The following is a 16,775-nucleotide window of genomic DNA, read 5'->3' as shown; positions in this document are numbered from 1 at the left end:
GTTTGTCACATGATTGCTCCGTTAGGCATAATCGTTATCGCTCAGTTGCTCGGTACATCGCTTTGGTTTACGCCAAACGGCGTTGCGGGTGCGTTAATGTCTGACTGGGGGTTGTCGTTAGATCAACTCGGGTATTTAACCAGCGCGGTCCAGTTAGGGTTTATCGTAGGGACGCTTGTTATTGCTTTTAGCGGGTTTGCTGACAGATACCGTGCCAGTCATGTTTTTGCCACGAGTGCTGTTTTAGGCGCATTATGTAATGCGTTGTTTCTCTGGTCTGAAAGCAGTTTTTCTTCTGCGCTGTGTTGGCGCTTTTTGACTGGCGTGAGTCTTGCCGGAATTTATCCATTGGGTATGAAGCTCGTCGTTAGTTGGGTGCCGAATAAAACCGGTCATGCGTTAGGCTGGTTAGTCGGCATGTTAACGCTGGGTAGCAGTTTGCCGCACGCTATGAGAGGTGTCAGTGATGGTGAACATTGGCAGTGGGTTGTGTTGGGTGCATCAGTATTTGCGTTAATCTCAGCGGTGATGATTTATTGGTTGGGAGATGGGGAGCACTTACCCGCGCGTACACAAACCAAGATGAGTGGTAAAGCGCTACAGGCGTTTAAAATACCTGCGTTTCGTGCGGCCGCTATCGCATATTTTGGACATTGTTGGGAGCTTTATGCTTTTTGGACCCTCGTGCCCGTGATTGTGTTATCCATACTTGAAGAGGCTGCCTGGTCAGCTTCGTTGGTGCCTTGGGTGTCGTTTATTATTGTTGCTGTGGGCATGCCTGCCTGTTTGATCGCCGGGCTTGCGAGTCGAGAGTGGGGGAGTGCGATTACCGCCTATCTGATGTTGCTGTCATCAGGTGTAATCTGTTTGATTTGGCCTTTCGTTGCACAAGGCCCGATAATCTTAGTGTTGATAGTGCTATTGCTATGGGGGATGACGGTTATTGCGGATTCGGCGCAGTATTCGGCGCTGGCTGCGGCTTCTTGTCCAAAAGAGTACTTGGGCAGTGCTTTAGCTTTGATGAACAGTATCGGCTTCCTAATGACAGTTTTCTCGATCACACTCACCACGGTCTTATATTCTTATATCGGTGATTACGTTGCCTGGCTCATGTTGGCGGGTCCTCTGGTTGGCTTGTGGGTCATGAAAGAGTTATTGCTGAGTGACCCGACACGTTAAGCATTGATCATTGAGCTTATATTTATCTGTTATACGCGCGATTAACCCGGGGCTTTCAGCTGTAAGGTATTGCCACTTTGTTTTAATTCAAGATGTTTGAGAAAACTCATGCCCAACAGGGCGGTACCACCCGTCATGAAAGGGTTTATATGCCCTTCAACATTTCTTAGTTTGATGTTTCCAAGCTGGACACTGTTAATTTGTGTTGAATAAACAGAGATAGCCCCGTTTGCGGTATTAACTCTGACCGCCTTACCTCTGACTAATCCCAGTTCATTGGCAACATTCTCCGGGATACTGATCACAGTTGCGCCGGTATCCAGTAAAAAAACCACCGGTTGATCGTTTATCAGTCCTGATGCCACATAATGCCCTTGTCTGTTTCGTTGCAGCACAACAGGGCTGCTTGCGTCCAAGCCTGCAGCAGAAACCAGAAGTGAGTTGGGGTTGTGTTGTTTGTCCAGCCAGTTATTAAATAACATGGTTAAAAGAAGGAGTGCAACCAACCAGGTTAAATGCCGCATAATGGCAGATACTTTATCTATCGTATTAATAAATCTATTCCTCTTACCGTTCCATCCATTAGAAATCTATCCTATCGTAAAGTTCAGCGCAAAGTTCAGCGTATAGTTCATTGAACATAATCTAGTGTCTATACTCTTTATTAAGAGGACAGTTATAGACGACAAGTTATATACGACAAGTTATAGATGACTAAGCTAAATACGACAGAGTTACAGACGACAAATTTTTTAAGACTAAGTTAAATACGACGAAGAAGTGAGCGGAGCTATCAATGCGAGCAATGTTAGAGAATATCGGGTCTTTTCTTGCGGATTACTTATCGGCTCCCAGAGATGATGACTCTTTCGTTGCGACCAGTTCGCCTGAAAGGCTCGCTTCCTGTATCCAGAAAGGCGATGTGTTGCTGATAGAGGGTACCAGTCGGGTGAGTACCGCGATCAAGTATCTGACTCAGTCAACCTGGTCTCATGCAGCTGTCTATATCGGCGAGAGCATCGACTCTATGGACAAGGCCCAAGAGGCCCGAACGTTAATAGAGGCGGATATTGTGGAAGGGGTCAGAGCGGTACCTTTGAGTACCTATTATGATCAGCATACGCGTATTTGCAGACCTGTCGGTTTGTCTGAAAATGAAATACAGCGTGTCATTGGTTATCTCATTTCACGTTTAGGTGATCAGTACGATCGGAAAAATATTTTTGACCTGGCGCGTTATCTGTTTCCAACCCCTCCTGTGCCGACAAGATGGCGACGTAAATTATTGCAGCTTGGCAGCGGTGATCCCACGCGCGCTATTTGTTCATCGTTAATTGCGGAAGCCTTTCAGTCGATTCATTATCCGATATTGCCTTCAGTCGTATACGGTGAAGAAATTGGTCAAAGAGAACGTATGTTATTTATTCGACACTCAAGCCTGTTCACGCCACGTGATTTTGATGTTTCTCCCTACTTCAAAGTGATTAAGCCAATGCTGGAAAAAGGATTCAATTATCATAATATTGTTTGTTGGGGCGCGCCGCTGGTTAGTCAGGATGAGCATCAGGAAGTGACTCAGGAGCAGATTCCGGATGCAGTACATGTCGAGAGTGGGAAAGATAACACAGAGGCAAAATCCGATAATTAACCGTGTTGCAGAGAGCATTAAATGAGTCAGCACCAGATTGAACTACTGATTAAGTCGCATATACCGATTATCGTTATTGAAACGCATGAAGAAAATCAGACGCTTGATATGATTGCAGGTATGCGTGCGGTATTGCAGCGTCCGGTTTTCAAATGGAGTTTAACGGAAGGGTTCGAACGGCTCGATCAGTCGATGCCAGCTCAGAAGCTTTTTTCCAAGCCCACCGATGCTCTTGGGCATATAAAGTCAGTTCAGGTTCCCGGTGTTTATATCCTTGCTGACTTCCATCCGTTTATTGATGACCCGATGCATATACGCTTACTTAAAGATATCGCATTGAGTTTTAATCATTTAGGCCACACCGTAATTCTGCTCAGCCATGCATTTGATATTCCGGTAGAGCTTAAAAAACTTAGCGCTAAGCTTGAAATATCTTTACCGCTGCGTGCAGAGCTGGAGCGGATTATCAGGGAAGAGGCGCGCGCCTGGACGCAGCAGAGTGGCCAGCGAGTTCAAACTGACAATAAGGCACTGAGTATGTTAGTCAACAACCTGGTGGGGTTGTCCCGGATGGATGCACGGCGGTTAGCGCGTAACGCTATTTTTGATGACGGTGCTATTTCGTTGAGTGATATGCCTGACGTTGCTCAGGCCAAGTATGAGTTACTGAGCAATCAGGGTAATCTGAGTTTTGAGTATGACACTGCAACGTTTTCGGATATTGCCGGTTTTGGGCGGCTCAAGCAATGGTTGAACGAACGTAAGGAGTTTTTTACCGGGGAGGCCCGGGTCACGCATCTGCCTGCGCCCAAAGGTATGCTGCTTCTGGGAGTGCAAGGCTGTGGTAAAAGTCTGGCAGCTAAAGCAGTGGCTGGTGCATGGCAGGTTCCATTATTGCGATTAGATTTTGGTGCGCTTTATAACAAATATTACGGAGAAACGGAGAAGAATCTCCGGGATGCGTTGATAACAGCCGAGGTGATGTCACCTTGTGTTTTATGGCTGGATGAAATAGAAAAGGGCATCGACAGTGGTAATGCGGATAGTGGTCCGGCTAAGCGTATTTTGGCTACCCTGTTAACCTGGATGGCAGAGAAGAAAGCGCCTGTTTTTCTTGTTGCGACAGCGAATGATATTACAGCGTTACCGCCTGAGTTAGTGCGTAAAGGGCGTTTTGATGAGATATTTTTTGTAGATTTGCCGAATAAGGAAGTACGCTTCAGTATTTTTGATATTCACCTGAAAAGGCAAAAGCAGTTGCCAGAAACCTATGATTTCTATCGACTGGTGGAAGCAAGTGAAGGCTTCTCTGGTGCGGAAATTGAGCAGGCAGTCATCTCAGCTTACTATTGCGCACACGCTCAAGGGTTGGCATTGTCACAATCACTGTTAATGGATGAGTTATGTAAAACCAGACCGCTCTCTATTGTGATGTCTGAAAAGATAGCCGCGTTGCGTGGTTGGGCCAGGGATCGAACAGTTCCTTGCGAGTAGCATCAAATGTTTTTTACTCAATTAGTGGCGTAGAAATATAAATCGTTTCATAATATGCGCACAAACACTTCAATCGTGTACACAGTTTGTCATCCTCTGACAGGTGCTTATCTTGGCACATACTGAAAGCACGAATCTTTGTTTGCTTTTTATATACATACTCTTCGGGACACCTAGTTGAAAATACGTTTGCTGGAATTTGATTATCTGCGTGCGCTCGCCATAATCCTGATCGTGCTTGGACACTCTGTTTATAACTCGGAAAAAGGGTTTCCTGTTCTATTGGAAAACCTGGTACGCGGTGGCACCGCTGTTTTTGTGTTTATATCCGGTTTCTTTTTGCATGCGGTGTTTTCTAAAAACTTCGAACTGCAATCGTTTTTAGTGAAAAAGCTGAAAAATGTCTATGTACCTTTTCTGGTTGTGTCTGTTGTTGGTCTGGCATTTCGCGTGTTTGGCTGGGGAGTGATTGACGACTTACCGTTGAATAAAATCGGGCTGAACATTTTTCATACAGTAAAAAACTTTTATGTGCTTTTTCCTCACTGGTATATCCCTTTTATTATGGTGGTGTTTATCTTATCACCGTTCTATCTTGGTTTTTCACGACTGCCGGTTTGGCGGCAATTACTTATGTTTTTCTTGTTCTCTTTGTTGGCGGTGATTTTGCATCGTCCTCACGGCAACGCCAGTGTGTTACAGTCGTTACTTTATTACACTCCTTTTTATCTGATGGGGATATTGTATTCGCAGCACAGACCCTGGTTTGAAGAAAAGTATCAGCAGATTCTGACTATTGCTGTTGTGCTGGTGGCAGGGGCTATGTATCTGCAAACTTATGTATGGGTTTGGGTCGGTAATTATCACAAATCATTTTTTGGATTTCGTGGTGTTGACCTGCAGTTTATCCAAAAGATCGGTTTATGTTTTATTTTGCTGGCGATTTGTCAGATGCTGGCCCGCCGTGAAAAAACATCCGCCTGGTTAAAAGAGGTCGGTGATTTGAGTTTTGCCATCTTTTTTCTGCATCCGCTATTTACGATGGCGATGGCGAATATTTTTCCACTACTGGGGTGGAGAGGTGTGTCAGGCGGCGCTTTGTTTAGTGTGGCGATGACATTGCTGGTATTTAGTATCAACTTTTTCGGTAGTTTTTATACGGCTCGTTTGTTCAGGTCACTACTGCCAACAAAAAGTCGCTGGCTAATCGGCGCTTAATCCTTGCTGGGTCCGGTGCGCGTCGGATGAAATACGACTAATATCTGTGGATTTATGATTACATCCACGTAACAAAAGTGTAAATTGACGCCATTTGATGACAGTTAAAGTCAGGCTGCTCACCAGAGTTGCTATGACTTCTGAATAGATTGATCATTTTAGATTGATCATTTTTGCTTGCTCTAAGCCATAACTAAAGAATTTAAATATGTCCTTATTATCTAAAGCTATAAGCTCCTTGCAGTGGAAAAAACTGACCTCAATTAGCCTTTTATTGCCGGGGCTGGCGGTTGTATCAATGATGCCTTTAACAGCTAAGGCTGCTGCAGCAAAAGCTGTGGCCACCCCAGAGGTGCAATACGCTGTCAGTGGTAAATTCAATCGTAATACGGTCGCTGATTTGGCGCGTAAACTGTCTAAAAAACCCTACAAAGAGCCGGATGTGACTTTGCCGGCCAGTCTGCAAGGGCTGAGTTATGATCAGTACCGGGATATTCGTTTTAATCCGGCTTCCTCTATCTGGGCTGATGAGGCACTGCCGTTTCAAATGCAGCTGTTTCATCGTGGTTTCTATTTTAAAGAGACCGTTGAGATCGCTATCGTTGAGGAAGGCGAATCTCATCATCTGAAGTATAGTCCTGACCTGTTTACAACGGGCGAAGTGATGCAGCAACCCTTACCGGGTGAAGATGTTGGTTTTGCTGGTTTTCGTTTGCATAACGCGTTAAACCGTCCTGACTATTTTGATGAAATGGCCGTCTTTCAGGGCGCAAGTTATTTTCGATCATTGGGAAAAAATCAGGCGTACGGCCTTTCTTCCCGCGGCTTGGCGTTAAAAACAGCAGACCCTGAAGGGGAGCAATTCCCGACTTTTCGTGCTTTCTGGATAGAAAAGCCTGCTAAAGACAGTAGCTCGATTGTGGTTCATGCCTTACTGGACAGTGCAAGTACAACAGGTGCTTATCGTTTTACGCTGCGCCCGGGCAAAAATACAGTGATGGACATCGAGGCAACGCTTTTTCCGCGTGAAGACTTAAACAAGGTGGGACTGGGCACGGGCACCAGTATGTTCATGTTCTCCTCTTATGAAAGAGCCAAGGTAGATGATTTTCGTCCACGGGTTCATGACTCGGATGGTTTGTTGATGCTGAATGGGCGTGGTGAGCGCTTGTGGCGTCCGCTGGGTAATCCGGCAAAACTGCAGATCAGTGCTTTTATGGATAATGGACCGTTAGGCTTTGGTCTGTTGCAGCGTAATCGTGACTTCAATAACTTCCAGGATCTGGAAGCTCGCTATGAGCGCCGCCCAAGCTTATGGGTTGAACCTGTCGGCAACTGGGGTAGAGGTGCTGTGGTATTGGTTGAAATTCCAACCGAGTCAGAAATTCACGATAACATTGTGGCTTACTGGTCTCCTAAGGAAACTATTCCTGCCGGTTCCGAATATCACTACGCATATCGCTTAGTGTGGGGAACTGCGCCTGTGGCGGGCCAGGGTGAGGCGGTTGTTGATGCTACACGTAGCGGACGGGCGGGCATTACCGGGCCGACACCAAAACGATTATTTGTGATCGATTATCGCTTTCCGAATCCATTGCAAGACATAGAAATACACAAGCCTACAGCAAAAGTTAAACACTCTGCCGGCAATATAAAAAATATTGTGGTCAATGAAAATACGCTCAACGGTGGCTATCGTGTCACTTTTGAACTAGACCCCATGGATGAAAAGCTGATTGAATTACGCATGGATCTTGAGTTCACGGATGGACGGAAGGCGGAAAGCTGGATGTATCAGTGGACCAAGTAAGCTACCGAACGGTTCACCGGCATGAAGCGGCAATGCCGCCGATTGAATCCGGGATGCCAGTAGAGCGTCCCGGAGAGATGCCTGCTCAATCTTTGCAAAGTTTTAGTGATGAGAATCGACGCTCACCGGTCAATCCGAATGGTTGTCACTCCCATGCATGGCGGCGCTGGCTGGTATTAGGCTCCGCGTTATTGCTGTCCGTGTGGGGCATTAATGAGATGCGGGCGGTACTTGCTGTCGGTGAGATGACCTTTGTTGAGTATCTGGTGCTCTTACTTTTCAGCCTGACCTTCAGCTGGATTACGGTTGCCTTTAGTGGATCGATCATTGGTTTTTTTTATGTGCTCGGTCAGCGCCGCTCCCCGCCTGCGCGTTCAAAAATACCGCTCAATGGTCGCACCGCTGTGCTGATGCCTACCTACAATGAATCCCCAGAGCGAATATTCGCATCAATTGAGGCAATGGCGTGCGCTGTTGGCGAAACCGGAGAAGGCAAGGCTTTTGACTGGTTTGTTATTAGTGATACCACTGACCCTGATATAGCATTAACCGAAGAAGCGGGCTTTCATGCGCTGCGTGAACGCATCGGCAAAACCGTTAATGTTTACTATCGCCGTCGCAGACAGAATACGGCAAGAAAAGCAGGTAACGTTGCTGACTTTTGTCGGCGTTGGGGCGCACATTATGATCACCTGTTGGTACTTGATGCCGATAGCCTGATGGACGCTGATACGATGCTGGAGTTAGCGCGTCGTATGGAGGCAGATCCTGATGCGGGCTTGATTCAAACGATTCCGCAACTCATAAATGGCACCACATTAATGGCGCGTCTGCAGCAGTTTGCTACCCGGGTGTATGGCCCGGTCGTCGGCACCGGACTTGCCTGGTGGACAGATAAAGAGGGTAATTTCTGGGGACATAACGCTATTATCCGTACGACTGCGTTTATGTCGGCTGCCGGGTTACCTGATCTTAAAGGTGCGCCTCCTTTTGGTGGTCATATCCTTAGTCATGACTTTGTAGAAGCCGCATTGATTCGTCGGGCAGGCTGGAGTGTGATTATTGCGGCTGATCTGGGTGGTTCGTATGAAGAGTGCCCACCGTCGATGATTGATCTGGCTATTCGTGACCGTCGCTGGTGTCAGGGAAATTTACAGCATAGCCGCGTTGTGACTGCCAAAGGGTTGCACTGGGTGAGCCGCACTCATCTGCTGACGGGTATTATGTCGTACCTGTCTTCACCGTTATGGTTGATGCTGATAATGGTGGGTTTGGTGCTGGCCTTGCAAGCACAATTTATCCGGCCTGAATATTTTACAGATGAGTTTTCACTCTTCCCTTCCTGGCCACGGATGGATGCTGCGCGCGCATTAACCTTATTCTTTTTTACCATGATTATCTTGTTTACCCCCAAAGTGCTGGGGTTTATCTCCTACCTTATGAATGGAGCACTAAGAAGGCAGTCCGGTGGTTTTTTTCGGTTGATTATCAGCTTTATTCTCGAGGTGATACTGTCGGCGCTGATTGCTCCGATTATGATGCTGATCCACAGTGGCGCTGTTATGTCGATTCTGCTCGGTCACGACTCTGGCTGGAATCCACAGCGACGCGATGATGGTAGTTTGCCGCTCAAATCATTGATTTATAGACATCGTTGGCACATGACTGTCGGTATCTTTTTAACCGTCGCGGCTTATTTTAACTCGTTGGTGCTGTTGGCGTGGTTATCACCGGCTATTGCCGGGATGTTGTTAGCGGTACCCTTGTCAATGTTGACCAGTTCCTGGAGCGTTGGCGCACGGGTGAAAAAATGGGGTTTACTACGCACACCTGATGAAGCGCAGAGGCCGGCGATCCGCCAAGCGATGGACGACATCCGGGTGGATTATGAAGAGGCGATCAGTCATTCACCTGATTTGGTCGAGATGGCGAGTAATCCGCGTTGGTATGCTGTGCATTTGGCACTGATTGACCGTATGCCCTCACGTCCCCGCGGACAAGTGGATGCTGTTGAAGCGACAGCGGCTATGAAAATACGTGAAGCGAGCAGTGTCAGTGAAGCGGTCAGTTATCTGAACCAGCGGGAGCAAGCGTTAGTGCTGGCGACCCCTGAGTTGTTTACGGCGTTGTCTCATTTGTCGCAGTTAGCGCCCGCTAATGTTCGTTAATGGCCTTTCGGGCTGTTAACTATTGAACAATAGAGAACAGTTTAACAACTCACTCTCTCCGATAAATATTCAGAGAGTTGTTTGATAGCGGCCTTATTCAGTCTTAACCCTAGTTTTGTTCTACGCCAGATAATATCGTCAACAGTGGCTGCCCACTCATGCTTTATTAAGTAATCAACTTCGACAGCATATAAATCAGGGCTAAAATGAGTACCCAGATCTTCTATTGTCGATGCCATATTTAATAGCGTGTGGGTGAGGGTGCCGTAGGTGCGTACATAACGAGTTCGCAGCTTGGCAGGTAGCCACGGATAGCGCAATCTGAGTTCATTTGACAGTGCAGAATGGTCTTTGAAGTCACCACCGGGTAGCGCTGCATCAGCGGTCCAGGCGGGTCCTGAGCTTACGCCGTCGCCTCTACTTAAGCGCAGTGCACACAGTTGATTGACAGCGGCTTCCGCTAATTTACGGTAAGTTGTTATTTTTCCGCCAAAAACAGACAGTAAGGGTGCTCCGTTAACCGGCGCATCGATTTCAAAAGTGTAATCCCGGCTTACTGCCTGAGCAGAGTCTGATGCGTCGTCATCCAGCAGCGGGCGAACCCCCGAATAACTCCAGATGATATCAGTTGTTTTAATCGGATTTTTGAAGTGCTCATTGGTTACTGCGATTAAGTAGTCAACTTCATCCTGGCTAATCGTAACGGTAGCCGGATCTCCCTCATACTCAACATCTGTCGTGCCGATTAAAGAATATTTCTCTTCATAAGGGATAACAAAAACGATTCGTTCATCTTCGTTTTGCAGAATATAAGCTTCAGGCCCCGCATGAAGTCGCGGCACAATGATATGGCTACCTTTGACTAAACGCAGCCGTTTAGGGGCTGGCAATTGCATCACATCAGGGAAAAATCGGCTAACCCAAGGGCCTGTTGCATTTACCAGCATGCGTGCCTGTATGGTTTCGGTTTTACTCTTTGAAGTATCCTGCAGCGTCGCTTTCCACAGGTTGTCAGACCGTGAGGTATTTACACAACGAGTATGGGTTCTGATGGTGGCTCCTGCATGCTGAGCAGCCATTGCATTCAATACGACTAAGCGGGCATCGTCGACCCATCCATCCGAATATTCAAAGCCTTGCGTCATCGCAGGTAACAGAGGGCTGTCCACCCCAAAATCGACACTCTCAGACGCACCCAGGGTGGTACGGGTTGCCAGGTGATCATAAAGAAACAAGCCCGCACGAATCATCCAGGCTGGGCGTAGATGCGGTTGGTGAGGCAGTAAAAAACGCAACGGCCAGATAATATGCGGCGCTTTTTTTAATAACACCTCCCGTTCGGCCAGCGCCTCTCTCACCAGCCGGAATTCATAATGTTCAAGATAGCGTAGGCCACCATGAATCAGCTTACTGCTGCTTGATGAGGTCGCAGAAGCCAGGTCGTTCATCTCGCAAAGCATTACACTCAAGCCTCTGCCAGCGGCATCCGCTGCAATGCCTGCACCATTGATGCCTCCGCCTATCACCAGTAGGTCAACTATCGGCTGTTGATGACTCATGGTTGAACTTCCCTCCGCTGTCATGTGTCATTAGGCTTCTGTTTTATCTTAAACAGCAGGGTTATGCGAACAATTCTCAATGCTTGCTGTCTGCCGGTGCTGGTTAGCATGTATGCGAAACGGTAAAATACAGAAGGTTTTATCAGAAGCTGAAAATACAGGCTTTTAAAAACAGCTCTTTTAAATAAGGATCGTAAACATCAATATTGCATATCATTTTCGGACGCAGACTCGCCGGTTACAGATTCTGTTAGCGATCACTTTTGGCATTTTTATTGTGGGACTCATCACGCCGATCATTACTATGACGAAATTTGTGTTGTTGGAAAATACTTTCTCGGTGCTGAGTGGTGCGCTTGGACTTTTAAAAGAGGGGCAGTTTTTTCTGTTTGTGGTGATTACTGGGTTTAGTGTGGTGTTGCCTCTGCTCAAAATGGCGGTGTTGTATCAATTACTCAGCGCTAAGCGGCAGGCTTCAGCGCATCTGGACAGATACTTACACTGGATGCACCTGTTTGGTAAGTGGTCGATGTTGGATGTGTTTGTCGTCGCGGTGCTGGTGGTAGCGGTAAAGCTGGGGGCGATAGCCAGTGTGGAGATGCGCGTTGGGCTGTATGCTTTTACGGCAGCGGTGGTGTTAACCATGTATATAACAGCGCGAGTGGTAAGCTTGACGGATAATTTGCCAGCAGAGAGGCAAGAAACGACACTGCGTTAGTGGCTAAGTTAGTGGCTGCGTTAGTCACTGCGCGATTGCTTGCTTGAGTGCGTGGTTTTGTTAGTTAATCAGTAGTAGGAAGGTAATGTGACAGAGAAGCAGACGAGAAAGGGGCAGAGCAATAGCGACAAAGGTTACGACTTTGCAAAGAAGTACAAGGTGTCGGTGTGGGCGTCGCAATATCCCTACGCTGATGTGCCTGATGAATATTTTGAAGAGACATTCAGTAAAAACAATAGCCGTGCGGTTAATACCTGGTCACGGAATTTTAACCTTAAGTATTTCAAACCTGAAAACTTAGAAACCAATGGCACAGAAGAAGGCCTGATCAGTATTGAAGTGGCAGCCGGTGAGTGTTCTTTCTCAACCTCGTATATGCAAACCTTGTTGAGTAAAGCTAAAAAGAAAAAACTGCAAGAGGTCAGTTGGATCATTTTGCTGTTTGACGTCGAGTACAGCCTGAAGATTTCCGGTGTCGGCAAGGATCAGTATATGACTTTTCTCGGCGCATTTGATTACGACGATGGCGCTGAGAATGTTTATGACGTTGAGAATCCTGAGCTTGATGAGGCTGACCCTGATCAGGTCGAACCGGATGATGTAAGCAAATAGCTGTTATGGTATCTTCAGCGTGCTCCGCATCTACTCGTTGAGTCGATGCGGTTCTAATTCTATCTGAGTGATTCGCAGCCCCAGCATGATCACTTTTCCCAGGTAACGGTCTTCTCCGGTCGATGAGAACTCAAACACATAGCGTCGCCACAGTCTGAGTTGGCCGTTGTCGTCACGTTTTAACCATAGTGCTCTGAGCCCGACACTCTCATCCAGCAATTGCAGTGACATCTCTTTGCAGCTTTTGCGAGCGGCATTGAGAGCAACTTCTTTTACTTTTTGTGCCGCCCACCAATACCACAGGCTAAGGCAGATCAAGGTGAACCAGAGTAGATCTGAAAATTCAATAAACATCGATAAGGCACTTTGATAGATTTTCTATCAGTTTGCGGTAAAAACCTTTGAAAATAAAGACTCACACGTATTACCTTTATTCTGTGCGTCATCACAGGCAGTTACTGATGCGAATTTCCGGATGCAAATTTCTTCAGGTAGGTTGTCTGATGCGAGTTCCCTGATATGTGCATCTCTGATGCGAATAGTTGAGTAAAATGCTATGGTTTGCCTGAGTAATAGTCTGGGATAAAAAGATGGGTATGTTAAAAGCATTCAATCAGTTGACGTTGGAAAATGGCTATCTGGATTTTCCGGCTAATTTCTATCATCGGGTTAACCCTCGTGGATTAAAAAATGCACACTTGATCAGTTTTAACCCGGATGTTGCTACCGTTCTGGATCTGGATCCCTGGTCAGTGCTGCCTTCTGATTTAGCACGCTTTTTTGGGGGTGGTGATATTTTACCCGGCAGCGAACCGCTGGCGATGAAGTATGGGGGGCATCAGTTTGGCCAATACAATCCAGATCTTGGCGATGGGCGTGGGTTGTTGCTGGGCGAGGTCGTCAATAGCAAAGGTGAACGCTGGGATCTGCACCTCAAAGGTGCGGGTAAAACGGCTTATTCGCGTTTTGGCGATGGCCGGGCAGTGTTACGTTCCAGCATCCGTGAATATCTGATCAGTGCCGCGATGCAAGGTTTAGATATCCCCACCACACAAGCGTTATGTTTGGTCGGTAGTGAAGAGTACACCATGCGGGAAGGGATGGAGCTGTGTGCCAAGGTACTGCGGGTCACTCAATGTCATATTCGCTTTGGTCACTTTGAACATCTGTATTACACCCGGCAACATGAAGCGCTTAAAACCCTGGCCGATTACTGTCTGGACCGATACTTCCCCGCCTGCAAAACAGCGCATAAAGAATCGGCAGAACACGCTTCAGCAGAGCAGGCCTACCTTGCTATGTTCAAACAGATTCGTGATCTTTCTATCGAGATGGTTGCTAAATGGCAAGCGTACGGTTTTGTTCATGGAGTAATGAATAGCGATAATATGTCTATTTTAGGTGAGACCTTTGATTATGGGCCCTATGTGTTCATGGATAGGTATCAACCGGACTTTATCAGTAATCATACGGATTACGAGGGCCGCTACGCCTTTAAGCGTCAGCCTGATATTATGTTGTGGAACTTGTCCTGTTTGGCGGAGGCGTTATTACCTCTGATTGATCGTGAGGCGCTGGTAGCCGCACTGGATGAGTATAAAGATCTCTATCAGCAGGCGTATTATCAGCAGATGACTACGCGCCTGGGGTGGCTAACAGATCAAGAGGGCGATACTCTGCTGGTGGATCAGTTAATCCAGCTGGCAACCAGGCAGCGTATCGATTTGAACCGTTTTTTACGCGACCTGTGTGATCTGCAGGCCGATAACGATGCTAGCTTGCATCAGTGTCTGGGGCATTTTACGGATCCGGTTGCGGCGGCTGACTGGCTAGTGGCTTACACGCGTCGAACAGAACTGGAAGCCTCCAGTTTTCCGATCCGACAACAGCAGATGCGAAGTGTTAATCCCTGTTATCTGTTACGCAGTTATATGCTTGAAGAAGCAATTCTTGAAGCAAATAACGGTGACTACCGGCTGGTCAATACATTGTTGAGTGTGGTTCGTCAGCCCTTTGAAGATAAAGCAGAATATGCCCGATATGCGGGCGAGCCTCCTGAGTGGGCCGGCGGTATCAGTCTGAGCTGTTCATCCTGAGGTGTCGGATAGCGATAAATAGCTCGTTTCAGCTGCTTAAGATTGATTTGATCGATTAGCGGTAGATTATTGGTTGATTATTGGTTGATTATTGGTTGATTAAAGGTTCACTCCATTGGGATAATTGGCTCATTGAGAGTGACTAATTGCGTTTAAGAGGAAAGTCCATGCCATTGCTAGATAGCTTTACCGTTGACCATACACGTATGCATGCTCCGGCTGTGCGTGTCGCAAAAACGATGCAGACGCCCAGTGGCGATACGATCACCGTGTTTGATTTGCGCTTTTGTCTGCCTAATAAAGAAATTCTGAGTGAGCGTGGAATCCATACGCTGGAGCATCTGTTTGCCGGTTTCATGCGTGATCACCTGAACGGCAAGAATGTAGAAATTATTGATATCTCTCCGATGGGATGTCGTACTGGTTTTTACATGAGTCTGATCGGCCAGCCAACCGAGCAAGCCGTGGGTGATGCCTGGTTAGCGGCGATGAATGATGTTGAAAAAGTACAGGCGCAGAGTGATATTCCAGAGCTGAATGAATATCAGTGCGGCACCGAACAGATGCACTCACTGGATGAAGCGAAACAAATCGCAGCCAATGTGAAGGCACGTGGTATTTCAGTTAACAGTAATGAAGAACTGAAATTAGATGCAGAGTTTCTGAAAACTCACTCTTGATTAAAGAGTCAGCCTTGATTCAGGAGTCAGTCGAAGCGCCCGTCTGTAAATAGGGCGGGCTTTTCATTCTCTTTATTGGTAAGGGCTGCACGTTTTTCAGTATTTGCACCGGGTATCACAAACCCAATTCCTCCGCTTACCAGCAGAATGACGCCAGCAAAAAAGATCCAGTCGCACAAGCCTCGCACCAGATATAAATTGAGGTGATCAGCTTTTATGCCACGAACACCTTTGCGCATCAGCCAGGGCAGCATAAAAGCGAGGCCGATATTTTCAGTCGGCGTCGAGATCAATTGAGAATCCTGTTACTTCATTTACAATGAATGTTTAAATAACCGCTGGACGACGTTAATGGATGATATTTCGACAATTTTAATCCAAAACTGGTTAAACCTGGCCGCTCTGGCTTGGTTTCTGATCTGTTTTCGTGGATATATTTTTTATGTGAAGCGAAAGAGCTTAACAACGCCGTGTCTTGTCAGCGTAATGCATATGTATCGTCAGGAATGGATGTTGCGCGTTATGGAGCGCGAAAATCGTATTGCTGATACTTCAGCCATCGCTAACCTGGAACGCAGTGTCTCCTTTTTTGCCTCAACTACCATGCTGATTTTAGCCGGTTTAATGACAGTGCTTGGCTCAACGGATAAAGCCATAGATCTGGTAGCGGATATCCCTTTTGCGATAATGGCAACCCGTCAAGAGTGGGAGCTTAAAATCTTGCTGTTAATTGTGCTGTTCATCTATGCCTTCTTTAAGTTTACCTGGAGTTTGCGTCAATACGGTTTTGCTTCTGTGATGGTCAATGGTGCTCCGTTACCTGATGCACAGATCCCTCAGCAAGTGAGGCAAGTAAATGCGGACAGAATCGCTAAAATGACATCTAAGGCGGCCAATAATTTTAATACCGGCTTGCGAACATTTTATTTTAGTCAGGCCGTTTTAGGCTGGTTTATCAACCCTGTACTGTTTATGGGCTTAGCAACTTTTATCGTATATATACTCTATCGTCGTGAATTTAAGTCTTCTACCTTGCATATATTAATGATGTCGTCGGACCCCGAGAAACAGCCATGAGCGAACAGGTACTGGAGAGGTGTCGTCGCGCGATAGGCGCTTTAGTACATATGCGTAAGTTGCAGGTGATCAAAGCAGACGAACAAAGCGTTTCTGTTGTTCTACCTGTGCAGGATTAACTCGTGAGTCCGGCGTTCGATACCTATATGCCTGCAGGATCAGATCGGGACACGTTTGCCATGTGTACTATGAAGCGACAGGGGCACCGGCTTGCCAATTGTTCGATCATTTTAAAAAATACCCTTGAAAAGTGAAACAGTGCCCCCATCTCTCTGGAAGTGAAAAAATCATTTTTCTAAGAGAATAAGGTACTGTATCTATGAGCACAGAAACGCAGAAAGAAACGCTTGGTTTTCAGACGGAAGTAAAGCAACTCCTGAATCTGATGATCCATTCTTTGTACTCTAACAAAGAGATCTTCCTGCGCGAGCTGATCTCCAATGCATCAGACGCGGCTGAAAAACTACGCTTTAAAGCACTGTCAAATGGTGCTCTTTATGAAAATGACGGTGATCT

At 46.7% G+C, this 16,775-nt stretch carries 16 protein-coding genes and 1 pseudogene; 13 read left to right on the top strand and 4 right to left on the bottom strand.

Annotated features, from left to right (window positions below; genetic code table 11):
- Nucleotides 1-9: 9 nt before the first annotated feature.
- Nucleotides 10-1,179 carry a nitrate/nitrite transporter gene (locus ABY436_RS03500; protein WP_372737642.1) on the top strand — a complete coding sequence of 390 codons (1,170 nt, stop codon included), beginning with the start codon at nucleotides 10-12 and terminating at the stop codon, nucleotides 1,177-1,179.
- Between the two features lie 41 nt (nucleotides 1,180-1,220).
- On the opposite strand, the gene ABY436_RS03495 is transcribed toward ABY436_RS03500, so the two are convergent.
- Entirely contained in the window at nucleotides 1,221-1,703 is a 483-nt protein-coding gene (locus ABY436_RS03495) for a TIGR02281 family clan AA aspartic protease (RefSeq protein WP_372737641.1), read from the bottom strand.
- A 272-nt stretch (nucleotides 1,704-1,975) separates the two neighbouring features.
- On the opposite strand from ABY436_RS03495, the gene ABY436_RS03490 reads away from it, so the two are divergent.
- From ABY436_RS03490 to mdoH, 5 genes are all read left to right on the top strand, one after another.
- Nucleotides 1,976-2,827: a YiiX/YebB-like N1pC/P60 family cysteine hydrolase gene (locus ABY436_RS03490; protein ID WP_372737640.1), complete on the top strand. Its 852-nt coding sequence runs from the start codon at nucleotides 1,976-1,978 to the stop codon at nucleotides 2,825-2,827.
- Nucleotides 2,828-2,848: 21 nt separating this feature from the next.
- Nucleotides 2,849-4,321: an AAA family ATPase gene (locus tag ABY436_RS03485; protein ID WP_372737639.1), complete on the top strand. Its 1,473-nt coding sequence runs from the start codon at nucleotides 2,849-2,851 to the stop codon at nucleotides 4,319-4,321.
- A 177-nt stretch (nucleotides 4,322-4,498) separates the two neighbouring features.
- Nucleotides 4,499-5,539 carry an acyltransferase family protein gene (locus ABY436_RS03480; protein WP_372737638.1) on the top strand — a complete coding sequence of 347 codons (1,041 nt, stop codon included), beginning with the start codon at nucleotides 4,499-4,501 and terminating at the stop codon, nucleotides 5,537-5,539.
- A 208-nt stretch (nucleotides 5,540-5,747) separates the two neighbouring features.
- Nucleotides 5,748-7,349 carry a glucan biosynthesis protein G gene (locus ABY436_RS03475; RefSeq protein WP_372737637.1) on the top strand — a complete coding sequence of 534 codons (1,602 nt, stop codon included), beginning with the start codon at nucleotides 5,748-5,750 and terminating at the stop codon, nucleotides 7,347-7,349.
- Nucleotides 7,337-9,517, top strand: a complete 2,181-nt coding sequence (gene mdoH / locus ABY436_RS03470; protein WP_372737636.1) for a glucans biosynthesis glucosyltransferase MdoH — start codon at nucleotides 7,337-7,339, stop codon at nucleotides 9,515-9,517. Before ABY436_RS03475 ends, mdoH begins: the two co-directional genes overlap by 13 nt.
- Nucleotides 9,518-9,558: 41 nt before the next feature.
- Here the strand turns inward: mdoH and glpD are convergent, their stop codons facing one another.
- Complete coding sequence (gene glpD, locus ABY436_RS03465) at nucleotides 9,559-11,076, bottom strand: glycerol-3-phosphate dehydrogenase (RefSeq protein WP_372737635.1); 1,518 nt, start codon at nucleotides 11,074-11,076, stop codon at nucleotides 9,559-9,561.
- 184 nt (nucleotides 11,077-11,260) lie between these two features.
- Here glpD and ABY436_RS03460 point away from each other — a divergent pair, with 184 nt between their 5' ends.
- Both ABY436_RS03460 and ABY436_RS03455 read left to right on the top strand, forming a co-directional pair.
- Nucleotides 11,261-11,794 carry a paraquat-inducible protein A gene (locus tag ABY436_RS03460; RefSeq protein ID WP_372737668.1) on the top strand — a complete coding sequence of 178 codons (534 nt, stop codon included), beginning with the start codon at nucleotides 11,261-11,263 and terminating at the stop codon, nucleotides 11,792-11,794.
- Between the two features lie 87 nt (nucleotides 11,795-11,881).
- Nucleotides 11,882-12,406, top strand: a complete 525-nt coding sequence (locus ABY436_RS03455) for an immunity 22 family protein (protein ID WP_372737634.1) — start codon at nucleotides 11,882-11,884, stop codon at nucleotides 12,404-12,406.
- 30 nt (nucleotides 12,407-12,436) lie between these two features.
- Here ABY436_RS03455 and ABY436_RS03450 read toward each other — a convergent pair whose 3' ends face one another.
- A complete protein-coding gene (locus ABY436_RS03450) occupies nucleotides 12,437-12,760 on the bottom strand; it encodes a DUF3301 domain-containing protein (protein WP_372737633.1) in 324 nt (107 codons plus the stop codon).
- 236 nt (nucleotides 12,761-12,996) lie between these two features.
- Here ABY436_RS03450 and ABY436_RS03445 point away from each other — a divergent pair, with 236 nt between their 5' ends.
- Nucleotides 12,997-14,502 (top strand): YdiU family protein, encoded by a 1,506-nt coding sequence (locus ABY436_RS03445; protein ID WP_372737632.1) that lies wholly within the window; start codon nucleotides 12,997-12,999, stop codon nucleotides 14,500-14,502.
- A 167-nt stretch (nucleotides 14,503-14,669) separates the two neighbouring features.
- The gene (gene luxS / locus ABY436_RS03440; protein ID WP_372737631.1) at nucleotides 14,670-15,182 is read left to right on the top strand and encodes an S-ribosylhomocysteine lyase; all 513 of its coding nucleotides are present in this window, start codon (nucleotides 14,670-14,672) and stop codon (nucleotides 15,180-15,182) included.
- A 26-nt stretch (nucleotides 15,183-15,208) separates the two neighbouring features.
- Here the strand turns inward: luxS and ABY436_RS03435 are convergent, their stop codons facing one another.
- Nucleotides 15,209-15,475 carry a hypothetical protein gene (locus ABY436_RS03435; protein WP_372737630.1) on the bottom strand — a complete coding sequence of 89 codons (267 nt, stop codon included), beginning with the start codon at nucleotides 15,473-15,475 and terminating at the stop codon, nucleotides 15,209-15,211.
- A 58-nt stretch (nucleotides 15,476-15,533) separates the two neighbouring features.
- Between ABY436_RS03435 and ABY436_RS03430 the strand changes: the two genes are divergently transcribed.
- The 3 genes and pseudogenes from ABY436_RS03430 to ABY436_RS03420 all read left to right on the top strand — a co-directional run.
- A complete protein-coding gene (locus tag ABY436_RS03430; protein WP_372737629.1) occupies nucleotides 15,534-16,259 on the top strand; it encodes a DUF599 domain-containing protein in 726 nt (241 codons plus the stop codon).
- On the top strand, nucleotides 16,256-16,378 hold the full coding sequence (locus ABY436_RS03425) for a hypothetical protein (protein ID WP_372737628.1): 123 nt from the start codon (nucleotides 16,256-16,258) through the stop codon (nucleotides 16,376-16,378). Before ABY436_RS03430 ends, ABY436_RS03425 begins: the two co-directional genes overlap by 4 nt.
- Before the next feature lie 200 nt (nucleotides 16,379-16,578).
- A pseudogene (locus ABY436_RS03420) lies at nucleotides 16,579-16,775 on the top strand (molecular chaperone HtpG); the annotation flags it as partial.

Source organism: Neptunomonas sp., from assembly GCF_041601355.1.
GTDB lineage: Bacteria > Pseudomonadota > Gammaproteobacteria > Pseudomonadales > Balneatricaceae > Neptunomonas.
The sequence above is the reverse complement of the archived record's forward strand: the minus strand, read 5'-3'. Positions and strand labels throughout refer to the sequence as shown.

Bases quoted from the DNA above. Each gene is read 5' to 3' on its own strand.
- ABY436_RS03500 (WP_372737642.1), top strand. From the start codon at position 10: ATGATTGCTCCGTTAGGCATAATCGTTATCGCTCAGTTGCTCGGTACA.
- ABY436_RS03495 (WP_372737641.1), bottom strand. From the start codon at position 1,703: ATGCGGCATTTAACCTGGTTGGTTGCACTCCTTCTTTTAACCATGTTA.
- ABY436_RS03490 (WP_372737640.1), top strand. From the start codon at position 1,976: ATGCGAGCAATGTTAGAGAATATCGGGTCTTTTCTTGCGGATTACTTA.
- ABY436_RS03485 (WP_372737639.1), top strand. From the start codon at position 2,849: ATGAGTCAGCACCAGATTGAACTACTGATTAAGTCGCATATACCGATT.
- ABY436_RS03475 (WP_372737637.1), top strand. From the start codon at position 5,748: ATGTCCTTATTATCTAAAGCTATAAGCTCCTTGCAGTGGAAAAAACTG.
- glpD (WP_372737635.1), bottom strand. From the start codon at position 11,076: ATGAGTCATCAACAGCCGATAGTTGACCTACTGGTGATAGGCGGAGGC.
- ABY436_RS03450 (WP_372737633.1), bottom strand. From the start codon at position 12,760: ATGTTTATTGAATTTTCAGATCTACTCTGGTTCACCTTGATCTGCCTT.
- ABY436_RS03445 (WP_372737632.1), top strand. From the start codon at position 12,997: ATGGGTATGTTAAAAGCATTCAATCAGTTGACGTTGGAAAATGGCTAT.
- luxS (WP_372737631.1), top strand. From the start codon at position 14,670: ATGCCATTGCTAGATAGCTTTACCGTTGACCATACACGTATGCATGCT.
- ABY436_RS03430 (WP_372737629.1), top strand. From the start codon at position 15,534: ATGGATGATATTTCGACAATTTTAATCCAAAACTGGTTAAACCTGGCC.
- ABY436_RS03425 (WP_372737628.1), top strand. From the start codon at position 16,256: ATGAGCGAACAGGTACTGGAGAGGTGTCGTCGCGCGATAGGCGCTTTA.